The sequence below is a fragment of the Mycolicibacterium sp. 624 genome (assembly GCF_040548615.1).
Classification (GTDB): Bacteria; Actinomycetota; Actinomycetes; order Mycobacteriales; family Mycobacteriaceae; genus Mycobacterium.
In genome coordinates this window covers 412,749-428,988 of record NZ_JBEPRZ010000004.1, presented here as the reverse complement: position 1 = coordinate 428,988, position 16,240 = coordinate 412,749, and the positions used below count along the sequence as shown (strand labels likewise).

Here is a 16,240-nt window from a genome sequence, read left to right as displayed (position 1 = left end):
CTACTGTTAGCTTCACTAATATTCACCGTGGCACCGCTCACGGCAATGGCACGGGAACGGAGAACGGATGACGGGTCGGTTGGCGGGCAAGGTGGCGTTCATCACCGGAGCGGCGCGCGGACAGGGGCGGGCCCATGCGGTCCGGATGGCCACCGAGGGTGCCGACATCATCGCCGTGGACATCGCGGGCAAGCTGCCCGACTGCGTCCCCTACGACTCGGCCAGCCCCGAGCAGCTCGAGGAGACGGCCAGCCTTGTGAAGGCCACGGGTCAACGCATCCTCACGTCGGTGACCGACACCCGCGACTACGACGGGCTTCGAGAGGTCGTCGATGCCGGTGTCGCCGAGTTCGGCCGCCTCGACGTCATCGTGGCCAATGCGGGTATCGCCGCGCCGCAGATCTGGGACGAGATCACGCCAGAGTCGTTCCGCGACGTCATGGACGTCAACGTGACCGGTACCTGGAACGCCGTGATGGCCGGTGCGCAACACATCATCGACGGTGGCCGCGGCGGATCAGTGATCCTGATCAGCTCCGCAGCGGGCGTCAAGATGCAGCCGTTCATGATCCACTACACCACCAGCAAGCACGCCGTCACCGGCATGGCGCGGGCGTTCGCCGCCGAGCTGGGCAAGCATGCCATTCGCGTCAACAGCGTCCACCCGGGTGCGGTGAACTCCGATATGGGATCGGGCGACATGATCGGCGCGATCGGCAGAACCATGGAGAGCAATCCGCAGCTCGCCCACATGATCACACCATTCCTGCCGACCTGGATGGCCGAGCCCGAGGACATCGCCGACGCCGTGCTGTGGCTAGCCAGTGACGAGTCAAAACTCGTCACCGCAACGGCGATGTCGATCGATCAGGGCGCCACGCAGTACTGAGAGAGGCGCGTGATACCGAGGCGCGTTATACCGAGGAGATGGAGTGGAGTCAGGGTGCGCGATAGCCCACGGCGGACTGGCGCAACTGCCAGATCTGTCCGGGGCACAGTTCCTGGGTGGCCTGGCTCAGCAGGTAGGACACCATGTGTTCGTCAGAGGTGCGGAAGTCCGACTTGATCGCGGCCGCCATATCGGCGTAGCTCTGCTTGGCCTCGACGCGGCCACACAGGCCGTAGCCGTAGTCCAGCGCGGCCTGGCCGTTGGCGAAGTTGTAGCCCGGGCGCACTGTCACGTTGACGAGGTAGCCGATCTGGTCGGCGCCCGCGGGTGCGGCCTGCACCACCCCGGCCAGCCCCATGCCCACTGCCAGGCCGATAAGGCCCATCGATCGCTTCACAAACAGCACCTTAGCGGCCGATGAGTACGCCCGCGCCGTTTACCGAGCGCCTTCGTGCCGGCCTTGCCTGCTACGGCAAGCAGCCGTTCATCGAGTTCGACCGGAGGTGGCACTCGGGAGACGACATCGCGGACTACCACCGCCGGATCGTGCGGGCCCTCGACGACGCAGGCGTGCCTGCCGGTGAACCGGTGGGCGTCGTCGTCCGCAACCGGGTGCCCCACGCCGCGGCGCTGCTCGGGTTCATCGCCGACGGCAGGCCCGTCGTGATGATCTACTCCTATCAGTCCGCGGCGGCAATCGCTGCCGATGTCGAGAGACTCCATCTGGGCGCCGTCGTCGCCGATGCGCAGGACTGGACCAACCCCGTCATCGAGGCGGCGGACCGTGCTGGTACCGCCGCGGTGTCGCTGTCGCCTGACTCCATAGCCGTCCTCCGCGCGCATCGCGGTGCGCGGGCCGATCGGAGCCTGGCGCAGGCAGGCATCCACATCCTCACCAGCGGCACCACCGGCGCGCCCAAGCGGATTCCGATCCGGACCGAGGTGCTCGCCCACACCGTGAGCAGCATGATCCACGGCCACGTGCCGTCCCCCGATGACCCACCGGATCTGGTGTTCTGGCCGTTCGGCAGCATCGGCGTCTGCCAGCTGCTGGCCGTCCCGTATGTGGGCAAGTCGATGGTGCTGCTCGAGAAGTTCTCCGTGTCGGAGTGGGTCCGCGTCGTGCAGACCTACCGGCTCAGGCGAACCGCAGTTCAACCCGCCATCGTGCGGATGCTGCTCGACTCCGACGTCACCCGCGACGACGTTCCCTCCCTGGAGTGCGTCGTCGGCGGATCCGGCCCGCTGGAGCGCGACCTCCGCGTGGAGTTCGAGCGGCGCTTCGGCATACCCGTGTTGTGGGCCTATGGCGCAACGGAGTTCGCCGGATCAATCTGCGCGTGGACCCCGGATCTGCGCGCCCGGTTCGGCGACACCAAACCCGACAGTTCGGGTCGGGCGCTGCCAGGTGTGCACGTTCGGATCATCGACGCCGACACCGGCGAGACAGTGCCCACGGGCGACACGGGATTGCTGGAGGCCCGCGTCGAGGTGATGGGTGGCGACTGGCTGCGCACAACAGATCTGGCGTCGATCGACGAGGACGGATTCATCACGCTGCACGGTCGCAGCGACGGCGCGATCAACCGCGGCGGCTTCAAGATCCTGCCCGAGTCGGTGCGCCGGGTGCTGATAACGCACCCCGCAGTTCTCGACGCGTGTGTGGTGGGCGTACCGGATCACCGCCTCGGCGAAGTCCCCTTCGCGGCAGTCGAACTGCGCCGCAATGCGACCCCGCCGTCGGAGTCGGAGCTGAGGGATCTGGTGCGCGAGAAACTGCCGAGTCACCACGTGCCCGTTGCGATCGCCATCGCCGAGGCATTGCCCCGCAATGCGGCGATGAAGGTCAGACCGAGCGAAGTGGCTGCGTGGTATCGACCGCCGAATCCGCGCTAGCGCCCACACCGGGGGCGAACACGCGCGTCAGGAACGCCACCTGATCGGCGGCCACTCTGTCGTGCCACTCGTGACCGGGCCAGACGTCGAAGTGGTCGCACGGGTAGTGGTGGACCTCGCCCCTGCCGTGCACGGCCGTCTTTGCGACGGACTCGGCGGGAACGTAGCGGTCGAAGTCGGCGATCTGCACCAGCAGTCTCGCCCGCATCCGCTTGGCCGCGGCCGTAGTGCGGATCGCGCCGATCTCCATGCCGACCGCGGCGTCAATCTCGTTGCGCCACGTGGGTCCCGCGATCGAGGTGTAGCTCTCGTAGGCGCCGTCCAGCGCAAGCGCCGCCCGCTGGCCGGGCAGCGCCACCAACGGCATCATCGTGGGGCTCGCGCCGCGGGCGACGGCCACCTTGCTCGCCATCCCCGTGAGCGTCCAGCTCAGCGCTGTCAGGACGCTGTGCTCACCGACCGACGCCCGCCCAGCCGCCAACCCGCTTGTCAGCGGTGTCATCGCGATGACCGCCTTGACCTCGGGGCGGTCGGCGGCGACCTGGAACACGTGCGCTCCCGACATCGAGGATCCCCACAACGCGATCCGGTCGCCGTCGACGCCGGGGAGGCGCTTGGCAGCATTCATCGCCGCGTGGTAGTCCCGCTGCTGTCGCCTGATCGAAATGGACTGGCGTGGCTGACCATCCGACGCCCCGAACCCGCGGTAGTCGAAGGCCAGCACGTCGGCGCCCGCGGCGCTGAGCTGCTCGGCGAACGGCTCCAGCCCGGAGTCCTTCGTCCCGCCAAAGCCATGCGCCATCACCACGACCGGTCGGCCGCCGGGGCCCGCGAGCCGGTCGGAGTTGGCGCTGAAATGCCAGCCGCTGCAGGCGACACCCTCTGAGGTGAAGGTGACGTCGGTGTGGGTCATGCCATCTCCTATGACTGCTTGGCGGTGTCGGTGGTGCCGTAGATGGAACGCAGCCAGACGGTCGCCGCGCCGTCCATCAACTGCTCACGCGTCAGCGTCCCGCCCAGCGTCAGCCGTTCCAGCAGGCGGTCATTGAACTCCAGCAGGACCGAGGCCAAGACGTCGGCGTCCACGCCTGCGGGCGCCCGCCCCGCCGCTCGGTCCGCGCGGATCATCTCCGCGACCGACTCGACGAACGACTCGCGGGCCTCGTCCCAGATATCGCGCACCGAGGCGCTCGTTCCGCGCGCATCGAGCATCGCCTTGAACATGTGCTGGTGGCCCTCCCAGCTGGCGAACAGCCCGTCGAGCATTGCATGAATGCGTCCGTCCGGTGAATCCTCTGCCATGGTGAAGGCGTCGTTGACCGCGAACACCTCATCGACCATCCGGCCCATCAATGCGGCCACCGCCGCGCCCTTGTTCTCGAAGTAGAAGTAGAACGCCGAACGAGTCACCCCAGCCTGCTTGGAGATCTCCGCGATGTTGACCGCCTCGAGGCTCTCCTCGCGCAGCCAGCGGTCGAGCGCGTCGAGAATGGCCTCCCGGCGGTGGTCGCTGCGCTGAGGGGGCCGACGATCGGTCGCAGATCTCACGCCGGGACCAGCCTCGACGGTCGGCCCTCTGCACGCTTGATCCCCGCGGGGATCTCACGGGTCCGGAGGTCGTGTTCGTAGACGTAGTAGTCGACTTGCTGTGTGTGGCGCGCACTTTCGGTGCAGTGCCCGGTGTAACGCTGCTGGTCGGCGTCGATCACGCGTTCCATCTCGGCGGCTGACGGTAGTGCGTAGCGGCCGACAGCGTAGGCCGCCAGCAGCCGGGACTGGCACTCCACGAACGGGAACAGCGTGGGGACCGCCTGCGCGAATCCGATGAACACTGCATCGTCGATACCCGGGGAGAACATCCGTTTGTACAACCGGATGTGGTTGTCGGGCGCGCTGAGGAACTCCGGATCGAAGAATGGAAACGTGATGTTGTATCCGGTCGCGTAGATGATCACATCGAAGTCGCTGCTGGTGCCGTCGACGAATACAACGGTGTCGCCGTCGAGGCGCTCGATGTTCGGCTTGGGGGTCACGTCGCCTGAGCCGAGGCGTAGGGGCAGTTCGACCGACTGAGTTGGATGCGCTTCGAAGAGCTTGTGGTTCGGCTGCGGCAGGCCGTACATGGTCGGGTCCACCCCCATGACGGGCGCGACGAGTTGAAGTGCCTTGCGCTGCCAGGACAGTGGCAGGTGCGGGGTGGTGCGCCACAGGGTGTCACCCGGGCGTCCGGCGATGTACTTGGGCACGATCCAGGCACTCGACCGCGTCGAGAGTGTCACCTGGTTCTGTAGCGCCTTCGACGACAACTCGACGGTGATGTCGGCCGCGCTGTTGCCCAGGCCAACGACCAGAATCCGCTTACCTGTCAGGTCGAGAGGCTGTCGGGGGTCGATGTAGTGGTGCGAGTGAAACGACTCACCCGCGAACGTGCCGGGGAAGTTCGGCAGTCTCGGGTCCCAGTGGTGCCCGTTGGCGACAACCAGCAGATCGAACTCGCGGTGCTCGCCGGCCTGGTCGATGATGTCCCAGCCGCCGCCGTCGCGGCGACGTGCGTTCGCCACGCCATTGCCGAACTCGATGTTCTCCAGTAAGCCGAATGCGTCGGCGTAGGAATCGAGGTAGGTCTTGATATCGGAGTGATGCGGAAACGACGGATAGTGCTCCGGCATCGGGAAGTCCTTGAAGCACAACCTCTGGCGCGAGGTGTCGATGTGCAACGACCGGTACGCGCTGCTGTGCCCGTTGGGGTTGCCGAACGCCCAGTTGCCGCCGATCCGGTCCGACGTCTCGAACGTCGTATAGGGGACGCCGTAATCCTTCAGCATCTTTCCCGCGGTCAAACCGCTGATGCCCGCACCGATCACGGCGGTGCGCGGCGTCGTGCGCGAAAAGGTCATGTTCAAGGCCGCTCCTCACGGTATGCGGCGGGACACTATCAGCGGGTTTGACGTACGTCAATGAATTCTGACAACTGTCAAATGAGAGGTGCGGTTGGTCTTGCGCGCCCACGATCCTGATCTCGTGACGTCTCCCCCACAATGGTCAGATGACAGCCACAGGCGACAGACTGGCGCGTGCGACAGGATGACGAATTCGACGGCTGATCCGACACCGCCGCCCGACTCCACCCACGGCATCATGCTCATCTGCGTCACCGCCATGGTCGCGGGCGTGCTCATAGGCTTCGTCGGCGGCGCATTCCGTTGGTGCCTCACGGCAGCGGATGGGCTGCGCGCCGACCTCGCCGACTGGGCACACCGGATACCCGGCCCGGGCTGGCTCGTCGTGATGGCCGCCGCTGCGGCCGGCGCAACACTCGCGGCCTTGATCGTGCGGTGGCTGCCGATGGCTGCCGGCAGCGGCATCCAGCACGTTGAGGCCGTTCACCGAGGCGACGCCACGCCGCCACTGCTGCGCTTGCTTCCGGCGAAGTTCGTCGGCGGCGTGCTGGCGATCGGCTCGGGACTGGTGTTGGGCCGCGAGGGGCCGACGGTGCACATGGGTGCGGCGATCGGAGCAGAGGCGGCACGACGCGCCCGGCTTCCCGACTCCGAGGTCAGAATGCTGCAAACCGCCCTGGGCGGCGCCGGTCTCGCGGTCGCATTCAACGCCCCCATCGGAGGCGCGCTCTTCACCCTTGAGGAGGTGACGAAGTCCTTCCGGCTCCGAACCGTTCTTGCCACGGTTCTCGCCACTGCCACGGCGGTCGGATGCTCGCGGCTCATCAACGGAAACCATGCCGACTTTCAGGTCGAACCGGTTGCGTCCCCGGCACTTTCCTGGCTTCCCCTGTTTATCGTCTTCGGCCTGCTGACCGGATGCCTCGGCGTGTTCTACAACCGGTTGGTGCTGACCTTCCTCGACCGTGTCAAAGCGGTGCCCCGGATTCCCGCGGTTGCGAAGGCCGCCGTGATCGGTGCGTTGATCGGGTTGGTGACGTTCATCCAGCCACTGGCGACCGGCGGTGGCGACACCCTGAACCAGTTGATCCTGGGCGGAAACAGCATGGTCCTGGCTGCGATCGCCGGATTTCTCGCGTTGCGGTTCATTGCCGGCCCGCTGTCGTACGCCGCAGCAGTACCCGGGGGACTGTTCGCCCCGCTGCTGGCGATAGGCACGCTATGGGGAGTGCTGTTCGTCGGGGGCTTTGACGCCGTGTGGCCCGGAGACCATGCGTCGATGGCAATTCCCATGGCGATCGTCGGGATGGCGGCATTCTTCGGCGCGACTGTCCGAGCGCCATTGACGGGCATCGTCATCGTCATCGAGATGACGGCCACGACATCGGTGGCGGTACCGATGCTGGCTGCCACCGCCGCGGCAGTTCTCGTCGCTGAATTGTTGAGATCGCCGCCGATCTACGACAGCCTCCGGGAGCGGATGCCCGCCAATCCCACGACAGCCTGACGACGATTCCCATCCCCGTGCGCCGTAACGGCGCGCGGGGATGGGAAAGCTTGGTGGAAGCTATATTTCGCCGTCCGCCTCAATCAAGCGATGTAGCGGACAATGCTCTCAGCGACCGCGGCGGGCTTCTCGGATCCCTCGATCTCCACGGTGATGGTTGTGGTCGCCTGCACCGCACCCTCGAGCTTATTGATGGCCGTGACCTCTCCGCGCGCCCGAATCCGGGCCCCCACCTTGACCGGCGTGATGAACCGCACCTTGTTGTAGCCGTAGTTGACGGCCAGCGTGATGCCGTCGACCCGGTAGAGCTGATGGGAGAAGTGCGGAAGCAGCGACAGTGTCAGCAGGCCGTGGGCGATGGTGCCGCCGAAGGGGCCGTCAGCCGCCCTCTTCGGATCGATGTGGATCCACTGGTGATCATCGGTGGCGTCGGCGAACAGGTTCACGCGGTCTTGGCTGATCTCCATCCACTCGGTGGGTCCGAGTTGGCTGCCTTGGGCCGCTGCAAACTCGCTCAGATCATTGAAGACTTTCACGCGTACTCCTCTCGGTGGGTTGGCGGAGATGGACACCGCCGGTAATAGATCTAGTCGCTGGGACATGGGAACACAACGACCTATTTGCTGAAACGACGCAAACAGGGCCGCGAGTTCGCCTCGAGTTCGCCACAGTTCGGGGTGACGACTCGCATGCAGGGACTTCCCCAGATTTAACAATTGCGATATTCGCCAATTCGCGCGCAAACGGCCCCACTTAGCCCACGCGACCTGCAACGAAATGATCTTCAATCGGTCTCAAAAGGCTGGTTCAGCGCGCGAAACGGCCCAATACTGACTTTGCTACACGCATCACAAATGCGAATGACGCCAGTTAGCGGCGCCATGCCTTGGCGCCGGACCGCCACACGAATGGAAACCATAATGAGCGTACCTTCCCTCGAATTCAAGACCTCAGCTGCGTTTCGGATGACCGAAAACATCAGTTGGTGGGACTCGGACTCAGAGGCAACGATGGTGTTGTCGACACCCGACGTCGACCCAGGCCTGTGGGCGGAATACCTGCAGGGCGCCGACCAAAGCTATCGCCGCCACGGCGTCGAGGACGCACTCGACGTCGCCGCGATCAGCGACGGCCACGACACCGCGATGTTCTGGGCCCTGGTCGACGACACGGGCCGAGTCACCGGCGGCGTCCGCGCGATCGGACCGCTGACGTGTGCCGACGACTCGCACGCGGTGGTCGAGTGGGAGAACCACGAAGGACTGCCCGCGGTGCGCAAGATGATCGACGACAGGGTGCCGTTCGGCATTCTCGAGATGAAGTCGGCTTGGACCACCAACGACCGCAACCGCGCTCGCCCGGTATCCAATGCACTGGCACGCAGCGGATTCCACGCCATGGAACTCATGGGGATCCAGTTCTGCATGGCCACGTCCGCGCCCCATGTGCTGGAACGCTGGGGCACCTCGGGGGGCGTTGTGGCCCCCATCCCGGCGGCCCCCTATCCTGATGAGCGCTATCGAACCAAGATGATGTGGTGGGATCGTCGAACGTTCTCCAAACTTGCCGAGCCGGAACAGGTATCAAAGATCTTGCGTGAGATTGCCGTGGTGTCGCGCCGCGCGGCCTTGGTGTCATGACCCCAAGCCGAGACAGAGTTAGCTTCGGTGCTGTCGTCCTGGACGACTCGCGCGCCGAGGACGCCGGCGCCCTGGCAGATCTGCGGGCCGACGCCACCATCGAGACCATCGACACCTGGGCGGTCCAGCACGAAGCACTGCTTCGCGCGCTGACCACGGACGAATCCGAACTGGCCGACGAGGCACCCCGGTGGGCCTACTACTCGTGGCGCAGATCGCTGGTCAAGATCCTTGGCCCACAGTCCTTCCGGCGCCTTCGACTCGATCGCAACCGAAACCTGGTCACGATCGATGAGCAGGATCGACTCGGCCAGCTCCGAGTGGGAGTGGTGGGGCTCAGCTCCGGTCACGTCATCGCGCACACACTCGCCGCACAGGGCCTTTGCGGCGAGTTGCGACTGGCCGACTTCGATGAACTGGAACTGTCCAACCTCAATCGCGTGCCCGCCAGCGTGTTCGACCTCGGTCTCAACAAGGCAATCGCCACCGCGCGCAGGATCGCCGAACTCGACCCATACCTGTCGGTGCAGCCGTGGCCGGCGGGCCTCGTCGGCGACAGTGTCGAGGAGTTCCTCGACGGGCTGGACGTCGTGATCGAGGAGTGCGACTCGCTGGATGTGAAGGCATTGGTCCGCCAGGAGTCACGGGCACGCCAGCTACCGGTGGTGATGGCCACCAGCGATCGAGGACGCATCGACGTCGAGAGGTTCGACCTCGAACCGGACCGGCCGCTGTTCCATGGCCTGCTCGGCGCCCTCGACGTTGCGGGGCTGAGCGAGTTGAGCAGTCAGCAGAAGATCCCCCACGTGATGCGACTGGTCGAGCACACCGGGCTGTCGGCCCGAGCCGCGGCCTCGCTGCTCGAGGTGGGGCAGTCACTGGCGACGTGGCCACAGTTGGCCGGCGATGTCACGCTCGGCGCCGGCGGAGTTGCCGAGGCCGTCAGACGGATCGGTCTCGCCGAGCCGTTGTCCTCGGGTCGGGTGCAGCTCGACGTGGGTGCAGCCCTCGACCGGATCGAGGAACCGCCGATCCCGCAACCGCCCGTGCCACCTGAGGAGCCCGAGGAGAAAAGACCCGAGGATCTGATCGGGATTGTCGTCACGGCGGCCCTCCGGGCACCCTCGGGTGGCAACAGCCAGCCCTGGGCGATCGAGGCTCACGACCAGTCCGTCGAGATCACGCTCAACCCCGCGCTGACCACGACGATGGATCTGGGCTTCCGCGGCAGCGCTGTGGCGATCGGGGCGGCCGTCTTCAACGCGTCGGCGGCCGTCGCTGCCGTCGGCAACGACGTCATGGCGCAGGTCGACTACCTCGAACCCACCGGGGCCGAGCCGGCCGAGCAGTGGCCCCTGCGAGCGACGGTGCGCTTCGTGCCGGGGAATGACCCGGCCCGTGCCGCGCTCTATCCCGCGCTGCTGCACCGCGAGACAAATCGTCATTTCGGTGCTCCCACCAGCCTCACCGACGACGTCCAGGAGGCGCTTGCGAGCGCAGCCGCCCGCGAGGGGGCGCGGCTGTGCCTGCTGACTGAGCGTGCTCAGATCGACAGCGCGGCAGACATTCTCGCCACCGCAGATCGGATCAGGTATCTGACGCCCGCATTGCACGCCGAAATGATGTCGGAGCTGCGCTGGCCGGGTGCCGACGCCATGGATTCGGGTATCGATGTGCGCAGCCTCGAGCTGGACGCGGGAACACTGCCGGTCCTGGACCTCCTTGCGCGCCCCGATGTGATGGCGGCGCTGGCCGCGTGGGACGCCGGTCGTGTGCTCGGCGCCGACACCCGGGCCCGTGTCGCGTCCAGCAGCGCGCTGGCCGTGATCACAGTGGCCGGCACCGAGTTGACCGACTACGCCCGCGGCGGAGCCGCGGCCGAAGCCGTGTGGGTCACCGCGCAGGACCGCGGATTGTCGGTGCAGCCCATCTCACCGGCATTCCTGTACGCACAGTCCGATGGCGATTTCCTCGAGGTCTCACGTGACCGTGCCACCGAGCTGTCCGACCTCAGCGCGCGTTTCGGAGCCCTCTCGGGGGTCGCCGGTGACGCGCCTGCCCTCATCCTGCGGCTCGCGGTGACACCCCCGGCCACGGTCAAGAGCCGTAGACGCAACATGAATTCCGTCGTGCGGCGATATTCTGATTCAAATGTCTCCCAAGACTCCCCGCGTCAGCCTTGACCGACTGGTGACTAACGTCGCCGTCGACCTGATGGCGTCCAATGCCGCGACGTCGGTGAAAGTGGCACAAGGCGTCCTCGCGGTGATGGTCGAGTACTTCGACGTGGACGTCAGTTTCCTGCGCTACAACGACCACTCCATCCGTGCATCGCTGTTGGTCGCCGAGTGGCCCGAGCGGCCGGGCGTGCCCGTTCCGGACCCGTTGGGCGTGGTGTATTTCGCCGACGCCGATCCCGTGTTCGCAGAATCTGAGCACGGCAAGAAGCCGTTGGTGTTCCGACCCGACGACGCGGACTATCAGCGCCGCATCGAAGAGGGCCGCAACATCCCCACGACATCCATGGCGGCCGCACCTCTGGTGTCCGGCGACACCACCACCGGTGTGCTCGGCTTCGTGAAGTTCGGTGATCGCGAGTGGCTCCCTGCCGAACTCAATGCGCTGGAGGCCATCGGATCGCTGTTCGCACAGGTACAGGCCAGAGTGGCGGCAGAGGATCGGCTTCGCTTTCTCGCCGAGCATGACGACCTGACCGGCCTGTTCAACCGGCGGGCACTGCTCGATCACCTCGACGCCAGGCTGGCGCCCAACAGTCCCGGCCCCGTCGCGACGTTGTTCTTCGATCTCGACCGGCTCAAGACGGTCAACGACTACCTGGGCCACAACGCGGGCGACTGGTTCATCCGCGTACTCGCCGACCGTCTGAAGCGGGGCACCAAGGGTTCGAGCATGATCGCCCGCCTCGGCGGGGACGAGTTCGTCGTCGTCCCGGCTGCACCGACCACGGCCACCGACGCCGAGGACCTCGCCAATCACCTGCTGGGGGTGTTGCGCGAGCGCGTGTCGATCGACGGCGAGATGCTGGCACGCACCGTGAGCATCGGTGTGGCGATCGGCGAGCCTGGTAAGGACACCAACGAAGACCTGCTTCGGCGCGCCGACCAGGCGGTTCTCGAGGCCAAGGCCGCAGGTGGAAACCGCGTCGCGGTGTTCACCGACGAGATGTCGTTGCAGGCGGCGTTGCGCAACGACATCGAACTGCATCTTCAGAACGTCATCGAGAGCGGTGCCCTGTTCCTGCGCTATCTACCCGAGGTTGACATGCGCACCGGCGAGGTCCTGGCGGCGGAGGCGTTGGTCAGGTGGGAGCACCCGACCCGCGGACTGCTGTCCCCCGCATCGTTCATCGGCGTCGCCGAATCCATCAATCTGGCCGGTGAACTCGACCGTTGGGTGATGCGGACGGCGTGCGCAGAGTTCGCGCGGTGGCGCTCGCATGCCGTTCGAGACATTGTGCTCCGACTGAACGTCTCACCGGTGCAACTCGTTACGGCCGGCTTCGTCGAATCGGTGGCGAGCATCCTGGCAGAGTTCCACCTGGATCCTGCGTGGGTGTGCCTGGAGATCACCGAGAGCGTGGTGGTCCAGGACATCGAGACCACCACCGTCACCCTGGAGGGGCTGCGTGATGTCGGAGTGCAGGTCGCCATCGACGACTTCGGCACGGGGTACAGCGTCTTCTCGCACCTGAAGTCACTGCCGGTCGACGTGCTGAAGATCGACCGCAGCTTTGTGACCGATCTGGGCAACAATCCCGACGATCTGGCGATCGTGACGGCGATCATCGCGTTGGCTGACGCCTTCGGTCTGCAACTGGTGGCCGAGGGTGTCGAGACCGCCGTCGCAGCGGCCACCCTGCTGCGGCTGGGATGCAGCAGCGCTCAGGGCTTCCTGCTGTCAGTTCCGCTATCGGGTGACGAAATGCTGGAGCTACTGGCCGAGGGCCGGGTACCGGTGCACTTTCCCGTGTCGCCAGAGGCTTGAGGGTGACTGCCGCAATTCGTGCAGCCCGGCGAGGAACGCGTCCACGGGACCCAGGCACGTCGGGCGGCTGGCCGCCTCGGCCGCGACGGTCCTGAGCAGTTCGACACGCCCGAAGCGGCTCGCAGAACGACGGACGAGACATACCTCCCGTAGCTCCTCCCCAACGGGTGCGATGCCGACAGTGGTGTGGTCGTGCTCGACCGGCGCGATGATCACGCGCCGGCGAGCACGCACGGCGAGCGGGCCGTCAGCCGTCCACAGCACGACGCCGACGACGCGGCCACCCTCGAACACGAGCCGTTCCATACCGGTGTCGGTGCGCATCTCGATCTCGCGCTCCCGCACACGATCGAGCATCCAGTCCCACAGCACAGGTTCGCCCAGCCCATGACGCCAGTCGAGCGTGCCGATCGGGACGACCTCGATGGTTTCGCCGTCAGTGGATCGCATCCTGGTTCCGTTCCACCCGGACACGCTGGAGCTGAGCATTCCGTAGGGAGTGCTCAGGCACTGGACGGCCCAGTCCATCAACGTCGACCCCAGGAAGGGCTCGACGACACGCTCGTCAGGGAGCGCGGAGACCACGCGCGTCGGAACCGGCATATTGCGGTTGAGGTAGACCGGTCCCGGCACGTCCTCTGCGAGTGACGCCAGGAACCGATCGGTCTCGGTGTCCATCCCCACGTGCTGAAGCCACCCGCACGTGGAGTGGACACGTTGGCGAGTCGCGACGGCCGATGTCCCAGTACCACGGCGGGGGGTCGGCGCGGCGATAAGAGCCGTGCCGCCGGCATCCGCGGTGGCGATGGCACCCGCCAGCCCACCGGTGCCCGCCCCCACGGACACCACGTCGACTTCGATATCCCACATGTGCTCGTACCCCCGAATTGCTGTTCCAGCTGAGAGGGGTCATCGGCGGCTCAGTGAAGTGTCAGCCAACGACCCCCGCGTGCCATCCCGAACGACAACGTCGCATGTGACAGCTCTTTCCCCCGCATAGCGAATCTCGCGCGCGCGGGAGTGACACACCACGCACCGCCGACAACCGATCTCGACAAAATTTGCCAACGCGGAGCCGAGTCGGCTGCGACATCAAACCGAGAGCCGCCATGGCGTTACTTTACATACCTTTAGATTGATATGGGGGCAGAAATTCGACCGAAGGTCTGCGATGGTTGCGGACGCATACATGGCGAAATGGCGGCCTGGAATCGGTATCACCCTTGGTCGCTTCGGGCTTCGCGAACGCCGTGCCCTTGGTGATTCTGACAACGCCCACACGCCACGGGACGGCACTCGAGAACCGGAATGCCGCATCCTTCGGAACTGACAATCTATGATTCCGTTAAGAACGTAGCGTTTTTCCGAAAAGTCAACGGAGGTATTCGACGGTGGTGCGCCAGGCTAGGTCCGAGGCGACCCGACGAAGGATCATCGACTCGGCGATAGATCTCATCAACGAGATCGGATATCCCGCCGCCGGTTTGGCGGACATTATCGAGCGCGCGGAGCTGACCAAGGGTGCGCTCTACTACCACTTCGACTCCAAAGAGGCACTGGCGACAGCGATCATCGAGGAGGGTGCGGCGACAGTGCTCGACACGTTCCGCGCCGCGAGCAGGTCGAGTTCGCCCGCGATGGAGAACATCGTCCACGGGCTGTTCATGATCACCGACGTCCTCAGCGGAGATCGCGTGGCGCAGGCGGCGAGTCGGCTGTTGCGCACCTTCGGTGGCTTCAACCCGAGCGCCAAGCAGACGTACGTGGCGCTGCTGGACGAGATGACACAGATGACCGCGAGCGCTGTCGCCGAGGGAGATCTTCGCCCCGGCCTCGACGCGGAGGAATCCAGCAACGTAATCGTGGGCGCCATGCTCGGTGCCGAATTGTTCTCCAGCGCACTGGCCAACGGTAAAGATCTGCGGGCACGCTTCACGCGCGCCCTGGAAATCATGTTGCCCGCAATCGTTTCCGATGAGTCATTGGCCTATTACCGCGAATTCGTTGCTCGCCAATCAATGCGCGGCAGTGCCCCCAATCGCGAGGCCGTCACGCGGGAATCCAGGTCCACCCCCTAAACCGCGAGCAGTCCCCGGACGAAGTTGAACTAGGTTTACTATCTGGTTCAGGCATCCAAAGCGGGACGACGAACGGGACGTATTCATGGACCTGAACTGGTCGCCGGCCGACCTTGAGTTCCGCGACGAGGTACGCGCGTTTCTGCGCGACAAGCTGACTCCCGATCTGCAACGGGCGGGCCGCCTCGCGACGAGCGTCTACAGCGATCACGAGGCCAGTCTGAAGTGGCAGGCCATACTTCACGAGCGTGGATGGGCCGCGCCTGCCTGGCCGGTCGAGTACGGCGGCTGCGACTGGAGCCTGACGCAGCATTACGTGTTCAGCCGTGAGTCGACCCTGGCCGGTGCTCCGTCACTGTCGCCGATGGGCATCCGAATGGTGGCCCACGCGATCGTCGCCTACGGCACGCCGCAGCAGAAGGAGTACTTCCTGCCGCGGATCCTGACCGGTGAGGTGTTCTTCTGCCAGGGCTACTCGGAGCCCGAATCCGGTTCCGACCTCGCATCCTTGACGATGGCGGCGGTCGATGATGGTGACGACCTGGTGTGCACCGGCAGCAAGATCTGGACCACGCACGCCCAGGAGGCCAACTGGATGTTCGCCCTGGTCCGCACGACACGGTCGGCCAAGAAGCAGCAGGGCATCACATTCGTTCTGATCGATATGAGCGCGCCCGGCATTGAGATCCGCCCGTTGGTGATGACATCGGGCGAGGAGATCCAGAACCAGGTCTTCTTCGACGACGTACGGGTGCCCAAGTCCAACGTCATCGGTCGCATCGACGACGGGTGGACCGTCGCCAAGTACCTCCTCGAGTTCGAACGTGGCGGCGGAGCCAATGCCCCGGCGCTGCAAGTGGCTGCCGAGAATGTCGCCACCAGCGCAGCATCTGCCCCGGGCCCCTCTGGTGGGCGGCTCATCGACGACCCGGGATTCGCCCGCAGACTGGCCGAGGCCAGAATTCGCACCGACGTGCTCGAGATCCTCGAGTACCGGGTGCTGGCGGCTTTGGCCGGCGGAGGGCACCCCGGATCGGACTCTTCGATGCTCAAGATCCTGAGCACCGAGCTAAGTCAGACGCTCACCGGGTTGGCGATGGAGGCCGCGGGTCCACGGGGTCGCGTCTACCAGCCACACGCCACGTGCCCGGGCGGACCGGTGGCCGAGTTCGTGCCGCCGTCCGACGGATACGTCAGCGGCCAGCCGTGGCAGGCGGTGGCCCCGCTGCGGTACTTCAACGACCGCGCTGGGTCGATCTATGCGGGAAGCAACGAGATTCAGCGCAACATCCTGGCCAAGGCTGCTCTCGGACTCTAGGTAGGGA

The 16,240-nt window shown here is 65.7% G+C and carries 14 protein-coding genes; 8 read left to right on the top strand and 6 right to left on the bottom strand.

Annotated elements, in window-relative coordinates:
- Window positions 1-67 precede the first annotated feature (67 nt).
- On the top strand, window positions 68-889 hold the full coding sequence (locus tag ABIA65_RS18615; RefSeq protein WP_241400103.1) for a mycofactocin-coupled SDR family oxidoreductase: 822 nt from the start codon (window positions 68-70) through the stop codon (window positions 887-889).
- A 49-nt stretch (window positions 890-938) separates the two neighbouring features.
- Here ABIA65_RS18615 and ABIA65_RS18610 read toward each other — a convergent pair whose 3' ends face one another.
- A complete protein-coding gene (locus ABIA65_RS18610) occupies window positions 939-1,286 on the bottom strand; it encodes a DUF732 domain-containing protein (protein ID WP_371746827.1) in 348 nt (115 codons plus the stop codon).
- A gap of 20 nt (window positions 1,287-1,306) precedes the next feature.
- On the opposite strand from ABIA65_RS18610, the gene ABIA65_RS18605 reads away from it, so the two are divergent.
- Window positions 1,307-2,785: a class I adenylate-forming enzyme family protein gene (locus ABIA65_RS18605; protein ID WP_354524496.1), complete on the top strand. Its 1,479-nt coding sequence runs from the start codon at window positions 1,307-1,309 to the stop codon at window positions 2,783-2,785.
- Here the strand turns inward: ABIA65_RS18605 and ABIA65_RS18600 are convergent.
- Genes ABIA65_RS18600 through ABIA65_RS18590 form a run of 3 tightly spaced genes read right to left on the bottom strand, consistent with a single transcriptional unit; the run spans window position 2,736 to window position 5,682 of the window.
- Complete coding sequence (locus ABIA65_RS18600; protein WP_354524495.1) at window positions 2,736-3,698, bottom strand: alpha/beta hydrolase; 963 nt, start codon at window positions 3,696-3,698, stop codon at window positions 2,736-2,738. The two genes, ABIA65_RS18605 and ABIA65_RS18600, sit on opposite strands and share 50 nt — an antisense overlap.
- Window positions 3,699-3,706: 8 nt before the next feature.
- The gene (locus ABIA65_RS18595; RefSeq protein ID WP_241400106.1) at window positions 3,707-4,333 is read right to left on the bottom strand and encodes a TetR/AcrR family transcriptional regulator; all 627 of its coding nucleotides are present in this window, start codon (window positions 4,331-4,333) and stop codon (window positions 3,707-3,709) included.
- On the bottom strand, window positions 4,330-5,682 hold the full coding sequence (locus tag ABIA65_RS18590) for a flavin-containing monooxygenase (RefSeq protein ID WP_241400108.1): 1,353 nt from the start codon (window positions 5,680-5,682) through the stop codon (window positions 4,330-4,332). Before ABIA65_RS18590 ends, ABIA65_RS18595 begins: the two co-directional genes overlap by 4 nt.
- 241 nt (window positions 5,683-5,923) lie before the next feature.
- On the opposite strand from ABIA65_RS18590, the gene ABIA65_RS18585 reads away from it, so the two are divergent.
- Entirely contained in the window at window positions 5,924-7,192 is a 1,269-nt protein-coding gene (locus ABIA65_RS18585) for a H(+)/Cl(-) exchange transporter ClcA (protein ID WP_371747129.1), read from the top strand.
- Window positions 7,193-7,275: 83 nt separating this feature from the next.
- Here ABIA65_RS18585 and ABIA65_RS18580 read toward each other — a convergent pair whose 3' ends face one another.
- Window positions 7,276-7,728, bottom strand: coding sequence for a MaoC family dehydratase (locus ABIA65_RS18580; RefSeq protein ID WP_354524494.1), 453 nt, complete (start codon window positions 7,726-7,728; stop codon window positions 7,276-7,278).
- Window positions 7,729-8,157: 429 nt separating this feature from the next.
- Between ABIA65_RS18580 and ABIA65_RS18575 the strand changes: the two genes are divergently transcribed.
- The 3 genes from ABIA65_RS18575 to ABIA65_RS18565 are packed head-to-tail and all read left to right on the top strand — an operon-like array spanning window position 8,158 to window position 12,837.
- Complete coding sequence (locus tag ABIA65_RS18575; RefSeq protein ID WP_354524493.1) at window positions 8,158-8,832, top strand: hypothetical protein; 675 nt, start codon at window positions 8,158-8,160, stop codon at window positions 8,830-8,832.
- The gene (locus tag ABIA65_RS18570) at window positions 8,829-11,015 is read left to right on the top strand and encodes an Rv1355c family protein (protein WP_354524492.1); all 2,187 of its coding nucleotides are present in this window, start codon (window positions 8,829-8,831) and stop codon (window positions 11,013-11,015) included. The genes ABIA65_RS18575 and ABIA65_RS18570 overlap by 4 nt, the downstream gene beginning before the upstream one ends.
- Complete coding sequence (locus ABIA65_RS18565; protein WP_241400115.1) at window positions 10,984-12,837, top strand: sensor domain-containing phosphodiesterase; 1,854 nt, start codon at window positions 10,984-10,986, stop codon at window positions 12,835-12,837. The genes ABIA65_RS18570 and ABIA65_RS18565 overlap by 32 nt, the downstream gene beginning before the upstream one ends.
- On the opposite strand, the gene ABIA65_RS18560 is transcribed toward ABIA65_RS18565, so the two are convergent.
- Entirely contained in the window at window positions 12,784-13,707 is a 924-nt protein-coding gene (locus ABIA65_RS18560) for an FAD-binding protein (RefSeq protein ID WP_354524491.1), read from the bottom strand. The two genes, ABIA65_RS18565 and ABIA65_RS18560, sit on opposite strands and share 54 nt — an antisense overlap.
- A 524-nt stretch (window positions 13,708-14,231) precedes the next feature.
- Here ABIA65_RS18560 and ABIA65_RS18555 point away from each other — a divergent pair.
- Window positions 14,232-14,915, top strand: coding sequence for a ScbR family autoregulator-binding transcription factor (locus ABIA65_RS18555; protein WP_354524490.1), 684 nt, complete (start codon window positions 14,232-14,234; stop codon window positions 14,913-14,915).
- A gap of 85 nt (window positions 14,916-15,000) precedes the next feature.
- On the top strand, window positions 15,001-16,233 hold the full coding sequence (locus ABIA65_RS18550) for an acyl-CoA dehydrogenase family protein (RefSeq protein WP_354524489.1): 1,233 nt from the start codon (window positions 15,001-15,003) through the stop codon (window positions 16,231-16,233).
- The last annotated feature ends 7 nt before the right edge of the window (window positions 16,234-16,240 follow it).